Annotated in this window: 23 protein-coding genes and 1 pseudogene; 5 read left to right on the plus strand and 19 right to left on the minus strand. The window is 50.4% G+C overall.

Annotation, left to right across the window (positions count from 1 at the left end):
• Window positions 1-13 precede the first annotated feature (13 nt).
• Together ilvM and ilvG are read right to left on the minus strand one after the other, a co-directional pair.
• Window positions 14-268 (minus strand): acetolactate synthase 2 small subunit, encoded by a 255-nt coding sequence (gene ilvM, locus ACYVIC_RS04450; protein ID WP_460857650.1) that lies wholly within the window; start codon window positions 266-268, stop codon window positions 14-16.
• Window positions 265-1920: an acetolactate synthase 2 catalytic subunit gene (gene ilvG, locus ACYVIC_RS04455; RefSeq protein ID WP_460857652.1), complete on the minus strand. Its 1656-nt coding sequence runs from the start codon at window positions 1918-1920 to the stop codon at window positions 265-267. The genes ilvM and ilvG overlap by 4 nt, the downstream gene beginning before the upstream one ends.
• Before the next feature lie 540 nt (window positions 1921-2460).
• On the opposite strand from ilvG, the gene ACYVIC_RS04460 reads away from it, so the two are divergent.
• On the plus strand, window positions 2461-2703 hold the full coding sequence (locus ACYVIC_RS04460; protein ID WP_460857653.1) for a DUF1289 domain-containing protein: 243 nt from the start codon (window positions 2461-2463) through the stop codon (window positions 2701-2703).
• Window positions 2704-2728: 25 nt separating this feature from the next.
• Here ACYVIC_RS04460 and ACYVIC_RS04465 read toward each other — a convergent pair.
• The 11 genes and pseudogenes from ACYVIC_RS04465 to cysG form a co-directional block, all read right to left on the minus strand.
• Window positions 2729-2950, minus strand: a pseudogene (locus ACYVIC_RS04465) (GlsB/YeaQ/YmgE family stress response membrane protein); the annotation flags it as partial.
• Between the two features lie 81 nt (window positions 2951-3031).
• Window positions 3032-3658: an START domain-containing protein gene (locus ACYVIC_RS04470; RefSeq protein WP_460857654.1), complete on the minus strand. Its 627-nt coding sequence runs from the start codon at window positions 3656-3658 to the stop codon at window positions 3032-3034.
• 19 nt (window positions 3659-3677) lie between these two features.
• On the minus strand, window positions 3678-5525 hold the full coding sequence (locus tag ACYVIC_RS04475) for an Lnb N-terminal periplasmic domain-containing protein (protein WP_460857656.1): 1848 nt from the start codon (window positions 5523-5525) through the stop codon (window positions 3678-3680).
• Between the two features lie 61 nt (window positions 5526-5586).
• Entirely contained in the window at window positions 5587-6063 is a 477-nt protein-coding gene (locus ACYVIC_RS04480; protein ID WP_460857657.1) for a DUF3015 family protein, read from the minus strand.
• A gap of 134 nt (window positions 6064-6197) precedes the next feature.
• Window positions 6198-6893 (minus strand): 16S rRNA pseudouridine(516) synthase RsuA, encoded by a 696-nt coding sequence (gene rsuA, locus ACYVIC_RS04485; protein ID WP_460857659.1) that lies wholly within the window; start codon window positions 6891-6893, stop codon window positions 6198-6200.
• A 52-nt stretch (window positions 6894-6945) separates the two neighbouring features.
• Window positions 6946-7707, minus strand: a complete 762-nt coding sequence (gene cysQ / locus ACYVIC_RS04490; protein WP_460857661.1) for a 3'(2'),5'-bisphosphate nucleotidase CysQ — start codon at window positions 7705-7707, stop codon at window positions 6946-6948.
• Between the two features lie 170 nt (window positions 7708-7877).
• On the minus strand, window positions 7878-8477 hold the full coding sequence (cysC, locus tag ACYVIC_RS04495; RefSeq protein ID WP_460857662.1) for an adenylyl-sulfate kinase: 600 nt from the start codon (window positions 8475-8477) through the stop codon (window positions 7878-7880).
• A gap of 13 nt (window positions 8478-8490) precedes the next feature.
• The gene (locus ACYVIC_RS04500) at window positions 8491-10212 is read right to left on the minus strand and encodes an SLC13 family permease (protein ID WP_460857664.1); all 1722 of its coding nucleotides are present in this window, start codon (window positions 10210-10212) and stop codon (window positions 8491-8493) included.
• Window positions 10212-11690 (minus strand): sulfate adenylyltransferase subunit CysN, encoded by a 1479-nt coding sequence (gene cysN, locus ACYVIC_RS04505; RefSeq protein ID WP_460857665.1) that lies wholly within the window; start codon window positions 11688-11690, stop codon window positions 10212-10214. The genes ACYVIC_RS04500 and cysN overlap by 1 nt, the downstream gene beginning before the upstream one ends.
• Complete coding sequence (gene cysD, locus ACYVIC_RS04510; protein ID WP_460857666.1) at window positions 11690-12601, minus strand: sulfate adenylyltransferase subunit CysD; 912 nt, start codon at window positions 12599-12601, stop codon at window positions 11690-11692. Before cysD ends, cysN begins: the two co-directional genes overlap by 1 nt.
• A 10-nt stretch (window positions 12602-12611) precedes the next feature.
• Window positions 12612-14033, minus strand: a complete 1422-nt coding sequence (cysG, locus tag ACYVIC_RS04515) for a siroheme synthase CysG (RefSeq protein ID WP_460857668.1) — start codon at window positions 14031-14033, stop codon at window positions 12612-12614.
• Window positions 14034-14295: 262 nt separating this feature from the next.
• Between cysG and ACYVIC_RS04520 the strand changes: the two genes are divergently transcribed.
• The 4 genes from ACYVIC_RS04520 to ACYVIC_RS04535 all read left to right on the plus strand — a co-directional run bounded on the left by ACYVIC_RS04520 (window position 14296) and on the right by ACYVIC_RS04535 (window position 17319).
• Window positions 14296-14502, plus strand: a complete 207-nt coding sequence (locus tag ACYVIC_RS04520) for a hypothetical protein (protein WP_460857670.1) — start codon at window positions 14296-14298, stop codon at window positions 14500-14502.
• A 330-nt stretch (window positions 14503-14832) separates the two neighbouring features.
• Window positions 14833-16215, plus strand: coding sequence for a GGDEF domain-containing protein (locus tag ACYVIC_RS04525; protein ID WP_460857671.1), 1383 nt, complete (start codon window positions 14833-14835; stop codon window positions 16213-16215).
• Window positions 16216-16294: 79 nt separating this feature from the next.
• Window positions 16295-16519, plus strand: a complete 225-nt coding sequence (locus ACYVIC_RS04530) for a hypothetical protein (RefSeq protein ID WP_460857673.1) — start codon at window positions 16295-16297, stop codon at window positions 16517-16519.
• The gene (locus tag ACYVIC_RS04535) at window positions 16519-17319 is read left to right on the plus strand and encodes an SAM-dependent methyltransferase (protein ID WP_460857675.1); all 801 of its coding nucleotides are present in this window, start codon (window positions 16519-16521) and stop codon (window positions 17317-17319) included. The genes ACYVIC_RS04530 and ACYVIC_RS04535 overlap by 1 nt, the downstream gene beginning before the upstream one ends.
• 86 nt (window positions 17320-17405) lie before the next feature.
• Here the strand turns inward: ACYVIC_RS04535 and ahpF are convergent, their stop codons facing one another.
• From ahpF to ACYVIC_RS04565, 6 genes are all read right to left on the minus strand, one after another.
• Window positions 17406-18950, minus strand: coding sequence for an alkyl hydroperoxide reductase subunit F (gene ahpF / locus ACYVIC_RS04540; RefSeq protein WP_460857676.1), 1545 nt, complete (start codon window positions 18948-18950; stop codon window positions 17406-17408).
• A 227-nt stretch (window positions 18951-19177) separates the two neighbouring features.
• Complete coding sequence (gene ahpC, locus ACYVIC_RS04545) at window positions 19178-19744, minus strand: alkyl hydroperoxide reductase subunit C (protein ID WP_460857678.1); 567 nt, start codon at window positions 19742-19744, stop codon at window positions 19178-19180.
• Window positions 19745-19923: 179 nt separating this feature from the next.
• Complete coding sequence (locus tag ACYVIC_RS04550) at window positions 19924-20679, minus strand: substrate-binding periplasmic protein (RefSeq protein ID WP_460857679.1); 756 nt, start codon at window positions 20677-20679, stop codon at window positions 19924-19926.
• A 91-nt stretch (window positions 20680-20770) separates the two neighbouring features.
• On the minus strand, window positions 20771-21532 hold the full coding sequence (locus ACYVIC_RS04555; RefSeq protein ID WP_460857680.1) for a phosphoadenylyl-sulfate reductase: 762 nt from the start codon (window positions 21530-21532) through the stop codon (window positions 20771-20773).
• A complete protein-coding gene (gene cysI, locus ACYVIC_RS04560; RefSeq protein ID WP_460857682.1) occupies window positions 21516-23237 on the minus strand; it encodes an assimilatory sulfite reductase (NADPH) hemoprotein subunit in 1722 nt (573 codons plus the stop codon). Before cysI ends, ACYVIC_RS04555 begins: the two co-directional genes overlap by 17 nt.
• Window positions 23237-25078 carry an assimilatory sulfite reductase (NADPH) flavoprotein subunit gene (locus ACYVIC_RS04565; protein ID WP_460857684.1) on the minus strand — a complete coding sequence of 614 codons (1842 nt, stop codon included), beginning with the start codon at window positions 25076-25078 and terminating at the stop codon, window positions 23237-23239. The genes cysI and ACYVIC_RS04565 overlap by 1 nt, the downstream gene beginning before the upstream one ends.
• Window positions 25079-25226 lie beyond the last annotated feature (148 nt).

Consider the following 25226-nt stretch of genomic DNA (forward strand, 5'->3'; position numbering starts at 1 on the left):
GTTTAATTTAATGTTATGCGCTTAGTACAGCCAGGTCGGCTGATACCAGTTCCAGTTGCTGCACGTCATACAGCTTATGCAACTGGCTGGTTAATAATTGAATTGGCTTATCACTACTAACGGTCAGTGTAATATTAAGGATTTTGGCGTCGCTGCGCGGTGTCAGCTGTAAGCCGGCTAATTCATAGCCGCGATAGCGGGTAACCTGCAACAAGCGCTCTACTACAGCCGGGGTGTTAGTGGCGGTGATATTCAGTACGTGGTTCATGCCTTTAGCTCCGTGATCATCTCTTCATTAGCAGCACCCGGCGGTACTAATGGCCAGACGTTGTCTTTATCGTCAATACATACATGCAGTAAATAAGGCCCGGGCCAGGTAAACATGGCTTCCAGTGCGCTTTCTACCTCGTCTTTACGCGTAATACAGTGGCCTGGTATAGCAAAGGCTGCTGCCAGCGCAACAAAATCCGGGTTGTCGGATAAATCGGTTTCGCTGTAGCGCTCGTTAAAAAATAGCTGCTGCCACTGTTTCACCATGCCCAGCCTCTGATTGTCGACTATGACAATTTTTACCGGCAACCTAAAACGCTTAATGGTGGTCAGCTCTTGTACGTTCATCATAAAAGAGCCGTCACCTGATACCGTAATTACCGTATCCTGCGGCCGCGCTAACTTAGCGCCTATTGCCGCCGGCAAACCAAAACCCATAGTGCCCAGACCACCGCTGGATAAATGATTACGCGGGCTGCTAAAGCGCATATGCTGCGCTACCCACATCTGGTGCTGACCGACATCACAGCACACTACGCTGTTATCCGGCATGCGCTCGCTTAACTGCTTTAACATCAACGGCGCATAAATACGCTCGCCCGGGTGATCATAACGCCAGCCATGTTGTTGCTTTAACTGCGCACAGTGGCTAAGCCACTCTGCGCAGTCGGTGCTGGCTGATATTGCCGGTAATATTTGCTGCATATCGCCCAGCAACGCTACGTTGGCAAAGCGCACCTTGTTAATTTCAGCAGGGTCGATATCGACATGGATTACCTTGGCATGCGGCGCAAACTTTTGCAGGTTGCCGGTTACCCGGTCATCAAAGCGGGCGCCTAAACAAATTAGCAAATCACACTGCTGAACCGCCAAATTCGCCGCTTGGGTACCATGCATGCCCAGCATGCCCAAATAGTGCACGTTGTCTTTGGCTACCGAGCCCATCGCTTTTAAGGTGGTAACCGACGGCATAGGGTTGGCAGCTAAAAACTGTTGTAGCTGCGCCATGGCGCCAGCCATATGTACGCCGCCACCGATATAAGCCATCGGCTTTTTCGCTGCTTCTATTAACGAGCGCGCCTTGCCGGCATTGGCCAGTGAGGTATAGATTGGTGCTGCCTTTTCAGTAGTAAAAGACTCGCTGTGATAAACAATTTCTGCCAGTTGCACATCTTTAGGGATATCGACCAGTACCGGGCCGGGCCGGCCACTTTTTGCAATAGCAAAGGCCTGGTGTAGTGTTGCTGCCAGCTCTTCCACGCTGCGCACCATAAAGCTGTGTTTGGTTACCGCCAAGCTTAACCCTAGCACATCTATCTCCTGAAACGCATCGGTGCCCATTACCGCTTGTGATACCTGCCCGGTAATGGCCACTACCGGCACTGAATCCAGCATCGCATCGGCCAGCGAGGTGATCAGGTTAGTTGCACCCGGGCCAGAGGTGGCCATACAAACACCAACCTTGCCGGAGGCGCGGGCATAGCCGATGGCCGAGAAAGCGCCACCTTGCTCATGACGGCACAGGTAGTGTTTTATGTCACTTTGATACAGTGCATCGTAAATCGGCATAATAGCGCCACCGGGGTAGCCGAAAATGGTATCGACCCCGTGTTGTTGCAGCACCTTAAGCACCAATTCTGCGCCTTTCATGTTGTATCCTCTGTATGCTAAACCGCTTTTTGCCAGGCCCGGAAACAACAAAACCCCCGGTCCTTGCGGAGCGGGGGTTTTGTTGGAATTCGCTTTTTACGCTACTTTTTTTCCAAAACACCGCCCCCGCGGAGATTAATAATCACCACGACCACGAGGACAATAATGTTCAGAACAGCAGCTAAACGCATAATATGATTCTTACTTATTAACTTGGTTAAAAACTATTTTAGTTATATAGCCTGCAAAGCAGACTGAATTGCTATTAGAAATAGCCGTCTACCAGTCTGAAGTCAACAGATTTTTGTGATTTGCTAAAAAATAGTCAGTCAAGCGACCATCAGTGTAGGCTTAAAACCGGATTGCCCACGACAACACGCCGTAAATACGTCCATGTAGGCTCGATTCGGCCATCCAGGCCTGCAACGGTTGTCTTAGGGCAAGCCGGTTTACGCTGTAAAGCCGGTGAAGAGGGCCATTTGCGCGACATAGTGTTCACAACGTACACTTAAGTTATTCATCAACCAGCGTGGTAGCAGCGTGGATCAGTTAGAGCTGTTTGAACTGCCTAATCCCTGCATCGGTGTGTGCCAGAGCAACAGCCGCGGCTACTGCATTGGCTGTTTGCGCTCGCGTGATGAGCGCTTTAACTGGCATGCCAAACCCGTTGCCGAACGCGCGCATATTTTAAAACTGCTAACCCAGCGCCGTGCCAGGTTAAACGCCAAAGCAAAAAAAGAAAACGACGCACCGCAAAGCGGCGAGTCGCTGGAGTTGTTTTAAGCCAAACTAGGCTTTTAACCAAGCCGATTAAAAACAACAGCACCACCGCGCCTACGGTAGCCGTAACTAAAGAACCGATAAAGCCATAGGATGCTAAACCAATTGCCCGGAACAACAAGCCACCAACGAAAGCACCGACGATGCCCACTACCATATTACCCAACAAGCCAAAACCTCGGCCTTTCATTATTTTACCGGCCAGCCAGCCAGCAATGGCACCAATGATTAAAAACAGAATAAAATTCATCGCAATTCCCCGTCGTTTTTTTGTTGTATACCCAAATTTGCAGACCAACTAAAGCCTAGCGTTTACAGCGAAAACTGCCAGTCAAGGTGTTAATATGCCGGGATAGGGCTGCTGATATTGCGTTAATACCTGCGATAAGCGGTTAAAAGTAGAAAAGATTGCCTTTAATGCGACCTTGTCGGCAATAAACTGTGGCAACTTGCCGCCAGGATCGGCCTGTCCTTGATATTCGATCCGCAATACCCCATCAGGTATTGGCGTTAAGGTCCACACTCCCTGCACACTTTGCATCCGCACATAGCCCTTTACCGTTGGATAGTTTTGTCCCACATCGCTAACCCGCAAAGTCACTTCACCACTGACAACATCTTGCTGCCAAACAGATAGTGTTACCATATCGCGTTTTGATACTGGCCACATGGCCGAAAAATAGGTATGCACTATGTGGGTGTTTGCATCCGGCTGGTGGATTAATTCAGCTTTTTCTGTGTTGGCAGCCCAGCTGGATATATTGTTTAAATCTTCCAACAAGTGCAGAAATGCACCGGGTTGGGAATTAACGTCGGTTACAGCGCGGATCTGTAGCAGCTTTGCGTTATTGTAGTGGTAGCTAACAACAGTGAAGTCATTTGATTGATATAGGTGCCAATCTTCAGCCCCTACTTGCCGGGGCAACAAACAGCACAGAATGATGAAATATACCCGCATTATCTGCCTTATGCTGGTTTTACCAGTAGTAACTATACGCCAAGGTTAACTCTGTCGCTTTTTGCCGCCGTACACCAAAACGAATATCCCAGTTTGGTTGCGCCCCGAAACGGTGTTGCCATTGGTACCAATTGAAATCGTTACTGCTGCTGTCAATATAATAACGCCTGCCTGTTTCCAATTGCATACGCCACCAGGGTGTAATGTCTGTCACGAGTCCCAACCTTGGCTGCAATGAGGCAATGCCACTACCTGCCGTGTTGCTGTGCAAGCTGCCATCCAATAATGCATAAGTCAGTACACGGTTTGACCACAAAGCTGCTTTACCAATACCGCTATTGAGTTGCAGCGTCTTACAACTATCACAGGCCAGATGCAGCGGCGCATAAGCCAGGTTAAGTTTCCAGGCGTAGTCACCATCACCCGGCAGTCCGGTGCTGCTCAGGTTCATATTTTCAATATTTAGCAAATCAAAACGTTGCAACTTGAGTTTATCGTCATATCGCAATGTTAAATCAAGCATCGATAAGGCACTGTAGGGGGCGCCACCGGTGCCAGCTGTTAGCAAGTCATAATAGGTTGCTCTGAAGCGCAATTGGCCAGCATTGTCCTGCGCCTGCACAGCGCTTAGCTGCAGCATCGATGGTCGGGTGGCCTGGTGTGGTGGTGTAAAGTGCGCCGTTTCCGCTGTGCTGTTTAGCGTGGCGGGCAGCTTTAATCTGGCTTGTAGCATGCGGTTTTTTGCCTGCGGAGAAAACAAAGGCTGTTTGTTAATCCGCAAAAACTCAAGATAGTCGAATAGCATCTCTAGTACGGCGCTTTGTTGTGCTGTGTTGAGTTTGTTATAGCTATCTGGCTGCACAGAAAAATCAGCCTGAATCATCGCCTGAACAGCCAGTCGTTGTACGGCATTAAGTTCATTGTAACGTTGCTGAAAACGTTGCTGGCGCGACGGGTGATGGATCACCTGTTCAACCACTGCATCACCATCCTGCCTTGCGTCAGCCAAACGCTGAAACACTGCTATTGGCATAGCCCAGGGCTGCTGCTTACTAATCAGCTCGGCATCAATGACCAGTTCGAGCAGCTCTGCCATACGATAGGCGCAGTTTTGCTGCAAAAAAAAGTATTGATAGTGACGGCCAATTAATTCCCAGGCATGAAAAACCAACTGCTGCACCTGCTCAGGTGTTAGATTTAGTTGGTATTCCCACAAATCGCGTAGTTCAGCTTCGCCATAGGTTTGCACATTCTTATAAAATAAACCGTGCGAAAAAACCGCGTTGTAGCCGCCAAATAAACCTTTGGCGATGTAAACAAGTGGGTTTTCAGCGTCTGGTACTGCAGCACCAAAGTTAAGACTTTGCTGTTGCAGAATATTTTTATGTTCGTTACTGCTGTTAAGTTTTAACAGAATATGGCCGTAAAAAGAGGCCGGATTGCCCAGATAACCACTGGCAAAAACAGCACTGACCGAGCCTATCTGCTGCTGATCGGTCCAGCTGTTAAATAGCGGACAACTTACTTGTGGTGCAGCTGATAGTAAGTCAGGCACTTGTTGTTTCAACCAATGAAAGCGGGCAATAAAGTGGCATTGCGCATGACTATTGCTGTCATCAGTAACTGCACCATTTAGCTGGTTAATGGTTGCTAACAGCTCGGCGTATGGATCGGTAGCGCCGTTGCTTGCGAGAAAAAAGTCAGGGGCAATAATTTCGCTTTGCGTTTGCCCGCGAGGAATATGCAGTAGGGCCTGCCAGTAGCGTGTGCTGGCCAGGGTTTGCAGCCGATCCTGTGGTTTAGCCGTTGCTGTACCAAGGTAAAAAAATAACATAAAAAACAAAAAAATATGCACAAACAACCACATAACAACAGCGACAAAAGAGAAAACCCGCTATAAAGCGGGTCTAAGCGATAACTATATCAGATTAAATAACCTGACACTGCGCCGCAAATTGACCAGACGTTTTGTCTTCCAGTTGCAGATAGTAAGCTTCTGCTTTGTTGCCAGCAGCAGAAACGTCTAAATCAGCACGTACTGCATTGATGATCGCCGGGTGAGCAGAGGCTTCACAGCCCATCATATTTAACATGGCAGTTAAGTGCTTACCGTTACCCACGACGGTTTCTTCTTCGATGTTTACAATGCTGTCATTGATAAACTGAGCAGCAGCCACTTTTACACCTTCACATGAGTCTTGTGAGCTGATGTTTGAAGATACAGCAGTAGTACCTAAGTCCCAGATAATATTCGAAATAGCAGCGGCGACGCCGTTGTCTTCAAAAATCATCGCGCCGATACCACATTGTTTCCATGGATTTACTTTTTGCTGAGCTTGTGCGGCAGGTGCAGCAGCTAAAGACAATACAACAGCTGAAGCTGCAGCAACTAAAGATAACTTCATACAATCTCCGTATTTTTTAATTTTTATCGCAACTAAAGTTGCCGCAGCAAATTAAGGTAAAACAGCAGAATGTTCAACAGATTTAACCTGTCGCCATAAAATATATTATTTTTTATAACGCTTGGTAGTAAATGTTAATTTTGTAGTAGCGCAAGGTCTGCAGCTGTGAGCTGCCGATACTCCCCCTCGGCCAAGTTCTCCGGCAGTTGTAAGCCGCCGATTTTTTCACGGTGCAGCTTTTCTACCTTGTTGCCAATGGCAGCAAACATACGTTTTACCTGGTGGTAACGGCCTTCATGAATGGTAAGCAAGGCCTCGTTCTCACTGATAATTTCCAGTTCAGCCGGTAAGGTAGCGTTTTTCTCATTGCGCAGCATTACGCCTTCAGCAAATTGTGCTATTGCCGTTACCGGTATAGGGTCGGCGGTCCAGACGCGGTAGGTTTTTGCGACATGATGCTTGGGGCTGCTAATACGATGCGACCACTGGCCATCATCGGTTATCAGCACTAAACCGGTGGTGTCTAAATCCAAGCGGCCGACGGTGTGCAGCCGCTCGATTAACGGCTCGTCCATTAAGGTAAATACTGTAGGGTGGTCTGGATCTTCGGTCGAGCAGATATAGCCATCCGGCTTGTGCAGCATAAAATAGCGCAGGCCAATTAACTGCAATTGTTCGCCGTCCAGGCATACCACATCGCTATCTTTTACTTGCAGTGCCGCCTGTTTTACCAGCTCGCCGTTAAGGGTGACTAATTTTTGCCGGATCAGTTTGCCGGCCTGACTGCGGGTTAAACCGGTGCAGTCACATATAAATTTATCTAAACGCATAAGTCATAAACCACAAGAATGTATGCCGTTTAGTGTAACGAATTTTCTGTTGTTAGTCGTTAACTGCCGACACGATAAAGTTGGGGTTGCGCAGGTTTTCGCGCTGGTATACCTTGCCGGCTATACCGTCAAAGCTAACTGCCGCACCAGCTTCCAGCGCGATAATATGCCCGGCGCCGGTGTCCCACTGCATAGTGGGGCCAAAACGCGGGTACACATCGGCACTGCCATCTGCCACTAAACAAAACTTTAATGAGCTGCCCACCGGCACCATTTCATGCCGGGTAAATTGTGCCAGGTAACCGGCCAGATCCGGGCTGGGGTGGCTGCGGCTGCCCACTACACGCACAGTGTCGCCGGGCCTGGCGACCTGAATGGCGCGCGTTTCGCTGGCAGTTTTAACAAAGGCGCCTTCGCCTTTGGCGGCATAGTAGGTTTTAGCCAGCACCGGCGCATGAATAACACCCAGCACCGGCTCGCCGCTATCAATCAGCGCAATATTGACGGTAAATTCGCCGTTGCGTTTAATAAACTCTTTAGTGCCATCCAGCGGGTCGACCAGCCAGTAGCGCTGCCAGTTTTGGCGGATATCCCAGCTGATATCGGCGGCTTCTTCTGACAGTATTGGCAGCTCGGGCGTCAGTGCAGTTAAGGCTGTTACAATCAGCTGGTGCGCGGCTAAATCGGCTGCTGTCAGCGGTGAGTCATCGGCCTTGCCGGTGATATTAAACGCCGCGTTGTCTTGCTGATAAACCGCCAGGATCGCCTGTCCGGCTTGTTCTGCTATGTCGATAATGGCGGGCAAATAATTCATGCGGATGTCCTTTTATTCTGTTAGCTGTCAAAGCTTTCAGCTCAAACGTAAACTCAGCGACAAGGAAATACTTTCTTCGCCGCCTTCAACAGCACGTCCCTGTGCTGTCTCAGCCTGCGCGGCATCCCTGCCGCTGCTGCGAAAGTACACCTTGTCACTGCGTCCGGCTATCAGTTTATAATTTGTCTTTGCTTTAGCAATGCCAGTAACTGCTGCACGCTATCTTCCAGCGACGTTACTGAAGTGTCCAGCACTAAATCGGCGTGCTCCGGCGCTTCGTACGGGTCTGAAATACCGGTAAAGTGGCTGATTTCGCCGGCGCGGGCTTTTTTGTACAGGCCTTTTACATCACGCTGCTCGCACACTTCCAGCGGGGTGGAAATATGCACTTCAATAAACTTGCCCGGCGGAATAAAGCTTTTTACCAGTTCACGCTGATTGCGGTACGGCGAAATAAAGGCGCTCAGCACCAACAAGCCGGCATCAACCATCAGCCCGGCCACTGCGCCAACGCGGCGCAGGTTTTCTGTTCTGTCCTGGGCGCTAAAGCCTAAATCGGCACATAAACCGTGGCGCACATTGTCGCCATCCAGCAAATAGGTATGTTTACCCTGTGCGGCTAAGGCTTGCTCCAGCGCATTCGCCACGCTGGACTTACCAGAGCCGGATAAACCGGTAAACCACAGCACCGCACTTTTGTGGCCAAACAAGGTTTCGCGCTGCGCGGCGTTAACATCGTGCTGTTGCCATTTAATATCGTTATGGGTCATTGATCTTCATCACTTAAAACGGATAAATCAGCGGCAGAAATACCAACACTACCGCACTGTACACCATGGCCATTGGTACACCGAGGCGCACGTAGTCGCGCAACTGGTAATTGCCGGCCGAATACACCATCAGGTTAGTTTGGTAACCAAACGGCGAAATAAAGCTGGCTGAGGCACCAAAGGCCACCGCCATAAAAAACGGCACCGGGTCAACACCAAGATTTTGCGCTATGGCATAGGCAATAGGAAAGGTCAGGGCGGCGGCCGCATTATTGGTCACCAATTCAGTAAACAGCCAGGTAGCAACAAACACCGCGATCAGCGCGCCGTAAGCACCGCTGCCGTCGACCAGGGTTATCAGGCCGTCGGCAACCTGGCCTGCTACGCCGGTTTTAATCATCAGCTGTGCCAAACCGATAGCCGAGCCCACTATTAACCACAGCTCTAGCGGAAAGCGGTTTTTAATTTCATTTACGCTGACCGCGCCGCCGGCAACATAGGCCAGCAGCAACACCGGCAGGCTTTTAATCAGCGGTACTATATCGAAAATAGACAGAGTTAATGCGGCAACAAAACCAAACAATACCCAATGGCTACGGGCTTTTGACAGCGGTGTGGCAATAGCTAAACCATTAACGTAAACAAACTCCTGGCTTAGCTGGTGCTGGCCGGGAAAATGTTTACCCACCGATAAAATCAGCACGTCACCAGCGTGTAACACTAAATCGCCCAGACCGCCCTGCAAACGTTCATGGCCGCGGCGTACCGCGATCACCACGGCATCGTATTCATGGCGAAAGCGCAGCTGCTTTAAGCTTTTACCGACTAAACGCGAGCTGTAGCTGATCACCGCTTCGAGCAGCTCACCTTGTTGCTGATCTTGCTGCAATAGCTCTAAGCCGGGAAATTGTTGTAAGCGCGATACCGCGTCTAAATCACCGACAAAACGCAGTTCATCGCCGGCTTCAATGACGGTTTCCGGCGTTACCGGGCAGATCCGCTCGGGGCCGCGCTGAATTTCCGCCAAAAACAATGCCTGCAGCTCACGCAGTTGGTTTTGTTCTACCGTTTTGCCAATCAGCTGACTGTCGTCGCGTACATGAGCGGTTAAATAATAGGGCGTGACTTTGTTGTCATCATCGCGGTTGTCGGGCAACCAGCGGGCGCCGGTGATCAATACCAGAATACCCGCCGCTAATACCAGTACACCCAATAAGGTGAAATCAAAAAAGCCTAACAAAGGCTCGCCATTTTGCTCAACAAAACCATTAACAATAAGGTTGGTAGACGTGCCGATTAACGTCAGCATGCCGCCCAAAATGGCGCTGTACGACAAGGGCAGCAGTAACTTTGAGGCAGCAAAATGGTTATGATGCCGTAGCGACGACATCAGCGTAGACACTACTGCCGTGTTGTTAATAAAAGCCGACATCAGTGCAGTAGATAAGCTTAACCTGGCAATAACGCTGCTTAAGCGCTTACCAGCGAAGCCGCGGCTGAGCCAGCTAACCAGTTGTGATTTTTCAATGCCAATCGACACCAATAGCAGCAATAGCAGCGTAACCAGTGACGGATTGGCGAAGTTTTGCAAGGCGCTTTCCAGCGGCAGCCAGCCAATCAGGTAACTGACTAACAAGGCGCCGCCAAACCACAGCGCCGGCGAGCGTTTGCTGAAAATCAGCCCCGCCACCAGCGCCAGTAGCAAGGCGATGACGCCATACTGCTGATACGGCATTACTGTGCAGCCTTAACCATTTCGGTGTTAAACAGCTCGGCGTTAAACAGCTCACGCACATCGCGCGCGCCCCAGTGTGGGAAATGTTTGCGAATAAGCGCATTTAATTCCAGTTCAAAGGCGCTGATATCGCCGCTTGCGGTTTTCTCTTCGGCCAGCACGTTTTGAATAATGCCGGCGGCAACAGTCGCGTTGGTTAAACGGTCAATCAGAATAAAGTTACCGGTGCCGGGCTGGGTGTTAAACGTATCCAGCGGCAGCGTTTCGGTTAGCTCCAGCTCTACCAGCGCGATATCGTTCATCGCCACCTGTTCTGCTGCTTCCTGCGCCAGCGTATTCACATTAACCTTATGGTTAAGCCGGTTAATGCTGACACTGCTTTTGCGTGTCGCCAGTTTTAAATCGTACAGGCGGCCAGCTTCAAGCGGTTGCTCGTTAAACCACACTACATAAGCCAGTGCGCGGTTGCTCAGGTTTACCGTATCATCCGACGGCACTAACCAATCACCACGGCTGATATCAATTTCGTCGTTCAGCGTTAGCGTAATGGCTTCACCGGCGCTGGCCGATGGCTGCTCACCGGCAAAGTTAACAATCTGCTTAATGGTGCTTTTTTTACCGGACGGATACGCCGTAACCGCCTGACCTACCGCTAAACGCCCGCTGACCAAAGTGCCGGCAAAACCACGAAAATCCAGATCCGGCCGGTTAACATATTGCACCGGGAAACGCGTTGCTGCGCCGCCACGCTGCGGTATCGGCAGGGTTTCCAGTCGCGGCAGCAATGCGGTGCCGGTGTACCACGGCATATTGGCCGACAGGGTTAAAATGTTCTCGCCTTTTAGCGCGCTCAGCGGTATTACATCTACCGTTGGCACCTGCAATTGCGCCATCAATGCCTGCACGTCTTGGACGATAGCGTTATAAATGTGCTCGCTGTAACCAACGATATCCATTTTATTCACGGCAACAATCAGGTGCTTAATGCCCAGCAAAGCACAGATAAAGCTGTGGCGCCGCGTTTGGGTTTGTACGCCGTAGCGGGCATCAATCAGCAGTATCGCCACATCTGAGGTAGAGGCGCCGGTAGCCATATTACGGGTGTATTGCTCATGGCCGGGTGTATCAGCCAGAATAAACTTACGCTCGGTGGTAGAGAAATAGCGGTACGCCACATCAATGGTAATGCCTTGCTCGCGCTCGGCTTGTAAGCCGTCAACCAACATCGCCAGCTCTAACTCGCCTTCGCTGTTGCGGCCTTTATGGTCGCGTTTTAGTGCATCCAGCTGATCATCATACAGTTGTTGGCTATCGTGCAGCAGGCGGCCGATTAAGGTGCTTTTGCCATCATCAACACTGCCGCAGGTTAATACCCGCAGCAGGCCTTTGTCCTGGTGTTGCTGTAAGTAACCGCGAATACCCAGGCTGTTTAGTTGCTCGTTTAACGAGGTAACCGGCGTTAAATTAACTACAGACATTAGAAATACCCCTCGCGTTTTTTCAATTCCATGCCGGATTGATCCTGGTCAATCACGCGGCCCTGCCGCTCCGACGTGCGGGCGCGCAGCATCTCTTCCACTATGCCTTCAAGTGTATCGGCGCTGGACTCAATAGCACCGGTAAGCGGGTAGCAACCCAGGGTGCGAAAACGCACTGACTTTAACTGTGGCGTTTCGCCCGGCTCTAATGGCATCCGGTGGTCGTCTACCATAATTAGGGTGCCATTGCGCTCGACAACCGGCCGTGGTTTGGCAAGGTACAACGGTACTATGTCGATGTTTTCCTGCAGGATATATAACCAGATGTCCAGCTCGGTCCAGTTCGACAGCGGGAATACGCGGATACTTTCGCCTTCATTAATGGCGCCGTTGTAGATATTCCACAGCTCTGGCCGTTGGTTTTTCGGGTCCCAGCGGTGGTGCTTATCGCGAAACGAATACACCCGCTCTTTGGCGCGCGACTTTTCCTCATCGCGCCGTGCGCCACCAAAGGCCGCATCAAAGCCGTATTTATTCAGCGCCTGTTTTAGGCTTTGTGTTTTCATAATGTCGGTGTGCTTGGCACTGCCATGCACAAAGGGGTTAATATTCATCGCTAAGCCTTCCGGGTTTTTATGCACCAGCAGCTCAAAGTTGTATTCTTTGGCTAAGCGGTCACGAAACTCGATCATCTCGCGAAACTTCCAATCGGTATCCACATGCAACAGCGGAAACGGGATCTTACCCGGCGCAAAGGCTTTACGTGCCAAATGCAGCAATACCGATGAGTCTTTACCAATTGAATACAGCATCACCGGCTTTTTAAATTCAGCTGCCACTTCACGAAAGATATGGATACTTTCGGCTTCCAACTGCTGTAAGTGCGACAAGGCACCTGTTAACTCAGACATTTCTTGTTCCTCATGCCATTCTGGTAAGGGCTTGGCCAAATACCGCTGCTTGCGGCCGCTGACCAAACCAATGTAAATCGTGTTGTAACGCTACTACTTCACCTATTACCAGCAACGCCGGCGAGCTAACCTGGTGTTGTGTAACTAAATCGGCCAGTTGTTGCAGCGTGCCGGTGACAATGCGCTGGTCGCGGCGGGTGCCGTTTTCTATAATCGCCACAGGTGTGTCACCACTGCGGCCGGCTGCCAGCAGCTGCTGCTGAATGTGGCCGGCTTTCATCAGGCCCATATAGATCACCAGCGTTTGCTTAGCTTTGCTCATGCTGTGCCAGTCTGGCTCGCTGCCATCGGGCCGGCAGTGGCCGGTAACAAACTGCACACTTTGCGCATGGTCGCGGTGGGTTAGCGGTATGCCGGCATAGGCCGCACAACCGGCGGCGGCCGTCACGCCTGGCACCACCTGAAAGGCGATGTTGTGCGGCAACAGTGCCTGAATTTCTTCGCCACCGCGGCCAAAAATAAACGGGTCACCGCCTTTTAAGCGGCAGACTTTTTTGCCAGCCAGGGCTAAATCGATCAGCAATTGGTTGGTATCCTGCTGCGGCACCGAGTGGTCGCCTGCCTTTTTACCGACGCAAATGCGCTCGGCATCACGGCGCACCAATTCCATAATGGGTGCCGAAACCAGATAGTCGTACACCACCACATCGGCTTGTTGCATTAACTGCAGCGCTTTTAACGTCAGCAACTCCGGGTCACCCGGGCCGGCGCCCACCACATACACCTCACCGGCTTGCTGCAAAGGTTCGTCCAGCAACTGCGCCAGCCGCTGTTCTGCCTGAGGTAACTGATTGGCCTGCACGTCGCGCACTACGTCTGAATCAAATACTTTTTCCCAAAACTGCCGCCGGGCAGCAAAGCCGCTGATTTTGGCTTTAACCTTATGGCGAAAGCGGCCAACTAACTCAGCCAATGGGCCCAGATGTTGCGGCAGCAAAGCTTCGAGTTTTTCGCGTAAGCGCCGCGCCAACACCGGCGCAGTGCCAAAGCTGGAGATGGCAATTAAAATCGGGCTGCGATCGATAATCGACGGAAAAATAAAACCGCATTTCGGCTGGTCGTCTACCGTGTTTACCAGCATATTGCGTGCTGTAGCAGCGTCATATACTGCCGCGTTTACGTCATCGTTATCGGTGGCGGCAATGACCAGCAACTTGCCATCCAATAGCTCAGGGCTAAAGTAGCCATGAATTAATTCGGCCTGGCCTTGTTGCTGCCACTGCACAAACTCTGCGGCAAATTCTGGCGACACTACCGTTAATTTTGCACCGGCGCTTAGCAGGGTACCGGCTTTGCGCAGTGCTACCGAGCCGCCGCCGACAATCAGCACCGGTTTATCGGTTAACTTTACAAATAAAGGTAAGTACTGCACGCCAGCTCCTGCTATCAGGTTGCTACTAAGTTTCAGGCTGGCAGAATAGCCGTCTGTATGGCTTTTATTAAATAGTTAATTACGCTCATATATAACTAAAAGGAATTAATGCGCCCGCTTATATGCTTATGCGCCGGATTAACAAACCCAGCATAGCAACAGCCTGTTGTCAGCTGCGGTTATTTACACTAAAGTACGGCGCAGCGGTAAGTGCGCACCGCATTTCGGGATCAGAAAATCAATAAGCAGAGATGGAGTTTATATGTCAGGTTTAAGCAAATTTATTGAAGAGTTAGCCACCAACCCTAAATTACAGCAGGAATACGCTGCCGCTCCTGCACAAGCGCTGCAAAACTACGGCCTGCAAAGCCACGAAGTAGAAGCGGTGTTATCAGGTGATAAAGCCCAGGTAGAAAAACTAACGGGTAAAGCAGTTAGCCCGGTGACGTTTTACTTCCCAGTAAAATAGTCTGCCGTGACAGGCTTTGGAAAGAGCCTTTTTATAGCATGCGCACTGCTTTCTGGTGCGTATGCACATTCCGCAACTACAGCCGATGTAGATCAAATTTTGCGGTCTGCAGAATTGCTCCGGACAAGCGATCCTGCAAATGCCCGTCAAACGTTGGAGAAGTTAGAAAATATAACGCTAACTTTGAAGCAAGAACATCAGTATATTTTCATTAAAGCATATCTGTCTGCTATTCAAGGCGGGCTCAGCGATGCTATTAGCTTGGCTGAATCAATTAAAAGTAGTCCTTTTATTGACAGTAATACGAAAGCAAACCTATTGCTTGCCAATATGCATGAGTCAATTAAGCAGTTTGGTAAAGCTTATAGTTTTCTGTACGAAGCCATAACAAGTGTTGGGGACATTAACGACAGTACTCTGCGTGCCAATGTTTATACTGTTGCTGCTCAACTTCATCTCAGTGCCGGTGTTTATGATAAAGCACTTAACTACGCTAAATTAATTGCTGAAGCTTCCAAGACAGATCGTGAACTTTGTATCAGTGCCGTGTTGCAAACACATGCTTTAGTGCGCTTACGTCAATCTTACTCTGCTGATCTGACAACTAATGCTAAAAATCTATGCGAAAAGGCGATGGAGCCCTTAATGGCCCATACCCTGCAGCAATTTAAAGCAGAAGTGGATATTAATACCGACCCGGCGGCGGTTAAAGCCAGTATGCAAGCCATGTTGCCCGAGCTGGAGCAAATCGGTTTTCCTTATGCCATCTTACGCAGCCGCTACTTTTTAGGTTATGCCCAGCTGCAACTGAATGAACTACCGGGCGCACTGGCAGAACTGCAGCAGGTACAACAACTGGCAGCTAAGTTGCGCGACAGCCGTACAGAAAACGAAGCGTTGTTATTACTTGCCCAACTGCATGAAAAACAGGGCGATATAGTGGCGGCTGCCCAGGCCTATAAGCAACATATTGCCGCGCTAAATGCCTATATCGACGAATATAAACAGCGCAGTGTGGCCTATTATCTGGCGCAGGCCGATTTTATGGAAAGCGAAAACAAACTGGCATTGCTGCAAAGCCAGAATGACCTGCTGCAACTGGAAAGCAAGCTACAACGTGACGAAAAAGTACGCACCGGGCTTATTTCAGTGGCTTTGCTAACCCTGCTGCTACTGGTGATCTATGTATTAAACAGCAAACGGGTGGCGCTAAACCGGCTGGCCACTACCGACTTTTTAACCCGCTTGTTTAACCGGCGTTATTTTAGCGAAACGGTAAGCCGTCAACTGCAAAACCGCCGCCAACAAGAACAACATAGCTTAGTAGTGTTCGACATTGATTTATTTAAACAAATTAACGACCAATACGGCCACGCTACCGGCGATAAAGTGCTGCAAGCTATAGCACAGCGCTGCCAGCAGCATATTCGCAAACAAGACATACTGGCCCGTATTGGCGGTGAAGAATTTGCACTGTTTTTACCCGGCTGCGACCTGCAGCACGCTGAACATATAGCCGAGCTATGCCGCAGCAGTATAGCGGCAACGCCGGTGCAGCTTGACGACGTGCAGGTAACGGTGAGCGCCAGCTTTGGCATTGCCAGTAGCAGCAGTGCTGACTTTGATAAACTGCTGCAGCAAGCCGATGCCGCCTTGTATCAAGCCAAAGCAGCCGGCAGAAACTGTACTATGGCGGCTAGCCAGGCTAATTAACGCATTGACAACTAACAGAAAAAACATAGTATGTTGTTTGTGTATAAACAATGTAAACATAAACTACAAGGAAAACACCATGACTCAATTAGCTGGTTTTATCTCCGCCATCGCAACTAACCCGGCTTTACAGGCCGCTTTTGCATCTAACCCACAAAACACTATGGCCGATTATGGCCTGACATCAATAGAGGTTGCTGCTGTATTACAAGGTGACAAAAATGCAGTAGAAATACTGACTGGCGCCACCCAGCAGGCCACAGCGTACTTTTTCTTTGATGCACCAGCGCGTTCAACGCACTAATGGTGTTATCGGGTCAGTTAACCTGCATTGGCCTGGGTATTACGCTGGGCAGCCAGTTAACTGAGCTGGCGCGTAATCAGCTGGCGGCGGCCGATGTGGTGTTTTTTCACAGCAACACCCACTATCTGGCCGGTTTTTTACAGCAAATAAACCCCAAGCTGGTCGATTTGCAGCCGTTTTACCAGCCGGGCCAACCGCGTAGCCAGAGTTATCAGGCGATGCTGGATGCCGTAATTGCCGCAGTAACCGCTGGCCAGAATGTGGTGTGGGCTTGTTATGGCCACCCGGGCGTAGCCAGCTGGCCGCCGCATGAAGCGATCCGCCAGCTAACGGCGCTGGGGTATAACGCAAAAATGCAGGCCGGTATTGCTGCCGATGCCTGCCTGTATGCCGATTTAGGTATAGATCCTGTAGCTGAAGGCTGCCAGCAGTTTGAAGCCAGCCAGTTTTTGTTTTACCAGCGCACGGTAGATGTGTCGGCCTATCTGATTTTATGGCAGGTGGCGATAGCCGGTGATTTTAGCTTAGCGAAGCTGGAAAGCGACAGCGGTTATATTGATATCCTCTGCCAGCATTTGCTGCAGTGGTACCCGCCAACACATCAGGTTATCTTGTACGAAGCCGCCGATTTAGCCATTTGGCAGCACCGCGCTGAGCTGATCCCGATATCGGCGCTGGCGCAGGCCCGGCTAAACCAAATCACTACCTTAGTGATCCCGCCGCTGCGGCCAAAAAGTGTTAACCGCCAGATGCTGGATAAACTCGGCGTGCCGCTGGATCATCCGCTACGACAGGCATAAAAAAAGCGGCAACCGGAGTTGCCGCAAAACAGAGAGTGGAGATGAAACGAAAAACGTTTAGTAACTTGCGCTTAGCAACTACATGCTTAGTTGCGGATCATATAGTCAAAGGCACCCAGCGCAGCATTGGCGCCTGACCCCATAGCGATAATAATTTGCTTGTACGGCGCCGTAGTGGCGTCACCGGCAGCAAATACGCCAGGCACTGAGGTTTGGCCGCGCTCGTCAACAATAATCTCACCGCGTGGCGATAGCTCCACGGCACCGCGTAACCATTCGGTATTTGGCACCAAGCCTATCTGTACAAAGATACCGGCCAGTTCAATATGATGCTTATCACCGGTTTTACGGTCGGTGTAGTTAATGCCGTTTACTCTGCTGCCGTCACCGGTAACTTCGGTACTTTGTGCTTCAGTGATAATAGTGATATTGCCCATCGATTTGGCTTTTTTCACCAGTACCGCATCGGCGCGCAGTTCGGCAGCAAACTCAAGTACGGTAACGTGCTCAACAATACCGGCTAAGTCGATAGCCGCTTCAATGCCGGAGTTACCGCCACCAATCACCGCAACTTTTTTGCCTTTAAACAGCGGGCCGTCACAGTGCGGGCAGTAGGCTACGCCTTTACCGCGGTATTCCTGCTCGCCTGGCACGTTCATTTCTCTCCAGCGTGCTCCGGGGCTTAAAATCACGGTTTTGCTGTTTAACACAGCGCCGTTTTGCAGCTCCAGCTGTACCTTGCCGTCTTTACGTAACGCCACAGCACGCTGGTTATTCATAATATCGACATTATATTCACGTACATGGGCTTCCAGGCTGTTCACCAGCTTTGGCCCTTCGGTGTACTGCACCGAAATAAAGTTTTCAATGCCGACGGTATCGGCAACCTGGCCACCAAAACGCTCGGCAACGATACCGGTGTTTAAGCCTTTACGGGCGGCGTAAATAGACGCTGCAGCACCGGCCGGGCCACCGCCCACTACCAGTACATCAAAGTCAGCTTTGTTTTTCAGCGCTTCGGCCTGGCGTTTTTCCGCATTTACATCCAGTTTTTGGATGATTTTTTCCAGCGTAATGGCGCCTTGTGAGAACAGTTCGCCGTTTAAGTACACTGATGGCACCGCCATAATGTTTTTTTCGGCCACTTCTTGTTGGAACATGGCACCGTCGATCATCACGTTGGTAATGCCCGGGTTAATGGCTGACATTATATTCAGCGCTTGTACGACTTCCGGACAGGTTTGGCAGCTTAATGACACATAGGTTTCAAAGGCGAAGCTACCCTGTAACTGGCGGATTTGCTCAATGGTGTCGGCTTCTACCTTAATTGGGTGGCCTCCACTATGCAGCAGCGCCAGTACCAGTGAGGTAAATTCGTGGCCCAGTGGCACACCGGCAAAGGTAATGTGGGTGTCGTTGGCAACTGAGCGCACCAGCATGGCCGGTTTACGGCTCAGGGCATTGTCATCGCGGCGCAATGACACTAAATCAGATAATTCGGCAATGTCGCTTGCCAGGGCGTTTACTTCAGCAGCTTTGGCGCTATCGTCTAGAGATACCACCAGTTCAACCTGCGTTTTCAGGTTCTGCAGATAGGTTTTTAATTGTTGCTTCAGGTTAGTATCTAACATAAAAACTCCCGGAAAATTAACTGGGTAAATAATAAGACGATAAAAAATCAGCGTCACAAAGCGTCAGCCTGTAAAACAGACTGTGAATATTCAGTTTTGGGGTAAGCCGGGCAGGTGTTGCCTGCCCGGATACCAAACCGGAGTTTGGCAGAGGGAAGCTGAGCTACAGCTTCTTAACGCAGGCTGTAACCAGATCCCGCTGCAGTAACTGCAGCTTGTTGCACTACTTAGATCTTACCAACCAGATCCAGAGATGGTGCTAACGTTGCTTCACCCGGCGTCCACTTAGCAGGACATACTTCGCCATCGTGGTTAGCTACATACTGTGCAGCTTGTACTTTACGGAACAATTCTGCTGCAGAGCGGCCGATACCCAGGTCATGAATTTCAGCAACTTTGATTTCGCCTTCAGGGTTAATCACGAAAGTACCGCGCAGTGCTAAACCTTCTTCTTCAATCATTACACCGAAGTTACGTGTGATAGTACCTGTTGGGTCGCCAATCATCGGGTAGTTGATTTTCTTGATGGTTTCAGACGCATCGTGCCAGGCTTTGTGCGTGAAATGAGTGTCAGTAGATACTGAATACACTTCAACACCGATTTCCTGGAACTTAGCGTAGAAATCAGCCAGGTCGCCCAGTTCAGTTGGACATACGAAAGTGAAGTCGGCTGGGTAAAATACCACTACAGACCATTTGCCAGCTAAATCCTGGTCAGAAACAGGAACGAACTTACCGTGATGAAAAGCAGTGGCTTTAAATGGTTTGATTTTAGTGTTGATAATAGAAGACATAGTCTTGCTCCTTAGGTTAATTAACAGTTCGTGTTTCAACGCTATGCAGTTTAACGCGCTGCATCTGATAGTCAAAACGAATAAAACAAATTGGTTTAATCAATTTTTGCGATTGATATCGACTTTACGCAGCCTTGTCTTAGATAGGGGCGGCTAGCTTGTTTCTCAACTGGCCAGTCTTAATGGCTGGCGTTGTTTTGCAGATAATGCGTTTTCAGTTGCTGAAATTCGCCACTGGCATATAGCTGATCCAGCGCCTGTTGCAGTTGTAGCACTATACTATCGGGCACCGCTGGGTTTAACGCCAGATAATTGGCACCGACTGTCGATAAATCCAGCACCGGCTCGACAATATCAATGCTTTGCTGATATTTTGCCAACCAAACCGGCAGAATAAGTTCAGACGCTATCAGCAAATCAACTTTGTGCTGTAAAAACAGCGCTACTGCATCTGATTTAGCCGCCAGACCCAGCAGATTTACACCATTTTCAAAGCCCTTGCTTTGTAAATACATTTCATATACGTCACCACGGGCAACAGCGATAACATAGCGTTTGGCATCGTCCAGTGTACCCGGGCTTATCTCAGGCCGGCTTTTTAAGCGGTACATACTGGCTTTAGAGTGGGCCAGCGGTCCGACCCATTTAAACTGTGGCTCGCGTAAGGCATTGCGTGAGGTGGAATATAAAGCGCCTTTTGGATCTTTGCTGGCGGCTTCATAAGCACGCAGCCACGGATACAGCTGAAACTGGCAGGTTAGCCCTGCTTTTTCACAGCTACGCCGCACCAATTCGGTATTAAGCCCGGTGATGCTGTCTGCCTCAATATAGCTGTAGGGAGGGAAGTGTTCTGTATACAAATTAAGTTGCTCTGCTATGACAGAGGCCACCAGACATAAACAGCCGATCATCATGCTGGTGCCAATTATCTTCATAGCGTCACTCTGCGTCAGGATTTCACTGCCATCACAAACTATGGCAGACAGTGAGCAAAAGCGAAAATAGATTTTTTCTTTTTAGACCTAACTAGATACCATCACCGTCCATATGCAGGCCGCACTCGCGGCCAAAGCCGTTAAAGCGGGTATCTTCTTCGCTCATGCCCAGCTCCAGCTTGCGGGTTGAGTGGGTGTCGCCGACCGAGACATAACCTTGTTCCCACAGCGGGTGATAATTTAAGCCATGTTCTTTTAAGTAATAAAACACGTCTTTATTACTCCAGTCGATAATTGGCTGAATTTTTACCACGCCACGGCTAATCTCGACTATAGCTTTATCGGCGCGGCTGCTGCTCTGGCTGCGGCGCAACCCGGTAAACCAGCTGCCGACATTCAGTTCCTGCAGTGCGCGTTGCATCGGCTCAACTTTATTCAGTTGGTTATATTGTTTGATGCCCTCAGCACTGTGCCACAGCTGGCCAAAGAGGGCTTCCTGCCAGGCCGGGCTTAGCTCAGCGCGGTATACTTTCAGGTTGAGTTTAAGTTGCTCAGTAAGCCGGTCAATAAACTGATAGGTTTCAGGGAACAAATAGCCGGTATCGGTTAATACCACCGGGATATCCTGCTGTTGCTGCGTTACCAGATGCAGCATTACCGCGGCCTGAATGCCGAAGCTGGAGCTGAGCATCGGATTTTGCGGCAGGTTATCCAGTGCCCAGCGCACGCGCTCTGCCGCGCTTAGCGGCGTAAGCAGGTGGTTAATGTCAGCCAGCCAGGCTTGCTGCGTTGCAGCATCCTGCTGCAAAATAGCGCGGTAATCTGTGTGTTGCGACTTAGCTATGGAAGTCATCTTTTGGCACCACTACCGGTGCTATTACACCGGCCCTTATCACAAAATCACCAAAGCCTTCACTGCTGTTGCTGCGCTCAGTAGCCCAGCGGCCAATTAAGCCGTCCAGCGTCTCCAGAATGTCGGCTTCAGCAACGTTATCCAGCAGCAGGCGCGGAATGCGGGTACCTTCACGGTTACCGCCCAGATACAGGTTATATTTGCCCGGGCCTCGGCCTACCAGGCCTACCTCAGCCAGCATGGCGCGGCCACAGCCGTTCGGGCAGCCGGTCACCCGCAGTACGATATGCTCGTCGGCAACACTGTGTTTGCCCAGTAAGGTTTCTACCTTGGTTACCAATTCCGGTAAATAGCGCTCGGCTTCAGCCATCGCAAGCGGGCAGGTGGGGAACGACACGCAAGCCATTGAATTTTTGCGCTGTTCGCTGTGGCCATCATCAATTAAACCATGGCTGCGGGCAATAGCGTCAATTTCGGCTTTTTGCGCTGCCGGCACCCCGGCAATAATCAGGTTTTGGTTGGCGGTCATACGCAAGTCACCTTGGTGCACAGCGGCAATTTTCGCCAAACCGGTTTTCAGCGGCTTGCCCGGGAAATCCAGCACGCGGCCGTTTTCAATAAACAGTGTGAGGTGGTGCTTGCCGTCGATACCTTCTACCCAGCCGATACGATCGCCGCGGCTGGTAAAGCTGTATGGCATCACAGGTGCAAAGGCCACGCCGGTGCGCGCTTCCACTTCGGCACGAAAGGCGTCCAGGCCAATGCGGTCAATGGTGTATTTGGTTTTGGCATTTTTGCGGTTTGAGCGATTGCCGTAATCGCGCTGCACTGTTACCACATGCTCAGCCACTTTTAACGTGTGCTCCAGTGCAACGTAGCCTAAATCGTCGGCCATGCGCGGGTAGGTGGCGTCATCGCCAAAGGTCATGGCTAAACCGCCGCCAACCAGCACGTTAAAGCCTACCAACTGGCCCTGTTCGGCTACGGCAACAAAGGTTAAATCGTTAGCGTGTACGTCAATGTCGTTGTGCGGCGGAATAACTACCGCTGTTTTAAACTTGCGCGGCAGATAGTTATCACCGAGGATAGGCTCTACTTCGGTGGTTTCCACCTTTTCTTCATTCAGCCAAATTTCAGCATAGGCGCGGGTTTTCGGCAGTAAATGCTCGCTGATTTTCGCCGCCCATTCATAGGCTTGTTGATGTAACTCAGACTCTACCGGGTTAGAGGTGCACAGCACGTTGCGGTTAACGTCGCCGGCGGTGGCGATAGAATCAATGCCAATACTGTGTAAAAACTGGTGCATCGGCTTAATATGCGGTTTTAACACACCGTGAAACTGAAAGGTTTGCCGCGTGGTTAAGCGGATACTGCCGTACATAGTGTTGTCGGTCGCAAATTTATCAATGGCTAACCACTGCTGCGGGGTAATAATGCCGCCCGGCATCCGGGCGCGCAGCATGACATTGTGCAGCGGTTCCAGTTTTTGCGCAGTGCGTTCAGCGCGGATATCACGGTCGTCCTGCTGATACATGCCGTGAAAGCGGATCAGCATAAAGTTATCACCGTTAAAACCACCGGTGATCTCATCTTTCAGGTCGCTTTGTATGGTGCCGCGCAAATGCCCGCTTTCTGCTTTTAAGCGCTCGTTATCAGACAGTGCACCCGGTGCCACTAAATCTGGATTAATTGGATACTGGCTCATTAATACACGTCCTTCTGATAACGTTTTGCGACACGTAATTCGTCTAAGTAAGCTTGCGCTTGTTCAGCGGTTTTACCGCCATATTGTTGCACTATATCCAGTAAAGCGTGTTGCACATCTTTCGCCATACGGTTGGCGTCACCACAAATATACAAGTGGGCGCCGTCTTGCAGCCATTGCCATACTTCGCTGCCATGTTGGCGTAGTTTGTCCTGCACATACACTTTAGCCGCCTGATCGCGGCTAAAGGCGACATCAAGCTTAGTTAACAGGCCGCGCTTAAGGTAATTTTGCAGCTCCAGCTGGTATAAAAAGTCTTGGGTAAAATGCGGATTACCAAAAAACAGCCAGTTTTTACCACTGGCGCCGCTGGCATCACGCTGTTGTAAAAAGGCGCGAAACGGCGCTATACCCGTGCCCGGGCCAATCATAATCACCGGCGTGTCATCGCTAGCCGGTAACCGGAAATTGTTATTCTGCTCAACAAATACCTTTACCTTATCGCCTTCAGCTAAACGTTCGGCTAAAAAGCCGGAGGCACCGCCCAAATGCGGCTGGCCGTAAGCGTCGTAGCGCACCACGCCCACGGTTAAATGCACTTCGTCTTCTACCTCAGCCTGAGCTGAGGCAATAGAGTACAACCGTGGTTGCTGCTTACGCAGCGCATCAACTAACTGCTGCGCACTGAGCAAACCCGGATAATCACGCACAATATCAATAATTTGCCGCTCGTTGATATAAGCGCGCAGCGCGGCTTTATCGGCTGCCAGTGCAGTTAACGCCGCATTGTTGGTGGCAGCAGCGTATTTCTCAACAAAGGCCGGATAAGACTGCGTCAGTTCCAACTGTTCGGTCAGTGCCTGCTCTACAGTCAGTTTGTCATCTGACAGCGTAACCGGTGTATCGCGGGCTATCGCCGTTAATAACAGCAGCTCGCGCACCAGCGCCGGGTCGTTAAGGAAATACACGCCCAGCGCATCGCCGGGCTGGTAAGTTAAACCGCTGTCGGCTAATGAAATTTCAATATGGCGCACATCTTTAGTGGAGTCACGGCCGGTAATTTTTTGGTTGGTGTACAGCTCAGCCGCAAAGGGTTGCTGCTTGCTGTATTGGCTAACACTGCCTGAAGTAATGTCAGCGCCGGGCGAATCCACGCGGGGCCAGGCAATAACCTGCGCTGACGGCGTGGCAGAGGCGTTAAGCTCCGGTTCTAGCTTGCTAACCAGCTCGTTGCTCCAGCTGTCGGCCTGTGCCTGGTAATCAACATCTAAATCGACGCGCGACAACACGGAAGTAGCACCCAACTCCGCTAAGCGCTGATCAAAGTCTTGCGCAGTTTTGCAGAAAAACTCGTAGCTGGTATCACCCAGGCCCAGCACCGCATATTTTAACCCCGGCAGCTTAGGCGCTTTTTTGCTGAATAAAAAGTTATGCAGGCCAATGGCGTTTTCCGGCGGTTCGCCTTCACCATAGGTAGAGGTAACAATAACCAAATATTGCTCATTCTTCAGCTGAGTGGTTTTATATTCAGCCATATCAATAACATTGGCAACGATACCTTTAGCTTTTGCTTGTTTTGCTAAGGCCTCGGCGACATGGCGTGCATTGCCGGTTTGCGAGCCGAATAAAATGGTCAGGCTGGCGCTGGCAGTGGCCTGCGCAGCAGCTGCCTGTCCGGGCAGCTGTCCGGCTAATTGCCCGGCAAGCTGAGCACTGGCTGCCAGATAACCGCTAACCCAAGCTTGCTGAATAGGGTTTAACTGACTGACTAAACCCTGCAACTGGCTAACCTGCTGCTCGGACAACGGACTGGCCTGCGCCACTAACGAAGATAAAAGCATAAAACACCCTGCACACGATAATTGCAGGCATTTTAGCCGTCTATATGTATATCGGTAAAAGAATGGATCTCTCTTCTTTATTCCAATAAGTAATTAAAAACTACCGCTTTGCTATACCACCGCGCTAATAAATAGACCAAAAAATAGT

The organism is Rheinheimera gaetbuli, from assembly GCF_054781935.1.